Below are 786 nucleotides of genomic sequence, written 5' to 3'. Positions count from 1 at the left end.
AGGTAGGCCCGCTTCATAGACGGTGGAGTCTGGTGCATTAGCTAGAACATCATTAGCAACGGTCACGCTGGCGCTGTCATTAGCACCGGTAATGGTGATGGTGACGTGCTGGGTGCTGGTATCCCCATCGGCATCGGTAATGGTGTAGCTAAGCTCTTGGGTTTTTACATCCGTGCTCTGTAAACCTTGGACTGCAGTACTGGTGTTATTGAGTGTAAAGCTGTAGTTGCCATTGGCATCTAAAGTGAGTGTGCCGTATTTAGCCAATTCTGTTTTGGCAGCGGTATTGGCATCCCAGCTAAAGGCAGTAGTCGCTGTGGTATTCACACCATCGGCGCCATAACTATCGTTCGTGAGAACATTACCGCTCACGGTCAAGGTGCCATCTTCGGTCAGTGCTTTGGTGCCATCATTGACTGCGGTGGGCACATCATCGTTAATTTGGATCGTCAGCGTATCGCTAGCAGTGCTACCACCAGCGCCATTGACTGTAATGCTCACACCATCATTGATGCTGGTATTGGCAGTGAGCTGATTATGGGTCTGAGCCCCATTTAAGGTGTAGGTATAACTTACGGTTGCATTCTGATCGCTATCAGTACTGCTATAAGACGTAATCTTTAAGGTGCCCTCACCCGTATTAATCGCGCTTGAAGGGGAGAGTGTGCTTAATGTTTTTAAATCAGCCAAGCTCAAGGTAGTACCACCCACCACGAGCTCTTTAATCCCATCGCTGGCAGACACGGTAAAGCTACCGGTAGCGGTTTCAGTATTGCTAGCAGCATT

The 786-nt window shown here is 49.1% G+C and carries 1 protein-coding gene; it reads right to left on the bottom strand.

Features of this window, described 5'->3' with window-relative positions:
- Positions 1-786 (bottom strand): VCBS domain-containing protein (locus tag ICN45_RS10335; RefSeq protein WP_216175725.1); only part of this gene is annotated, 786 nt, incomplete at both ends.

The sequence above is a fragment of the Polynucleobacter alcilacus genome, assembly GCF_018881545.1.
GTDB classification, from domain to species: Bacteria; Pseudomonadota; Gammaproteobacteria; order Burkholderiales; family Burkholderiaceae; genus Polynucleobacter; species Polynucleobacter alcilacus.
Note: the sequence above shows the minus strand (reverse complement) of the source record. Positions and strands in the feature narration are given on the sequence as shown.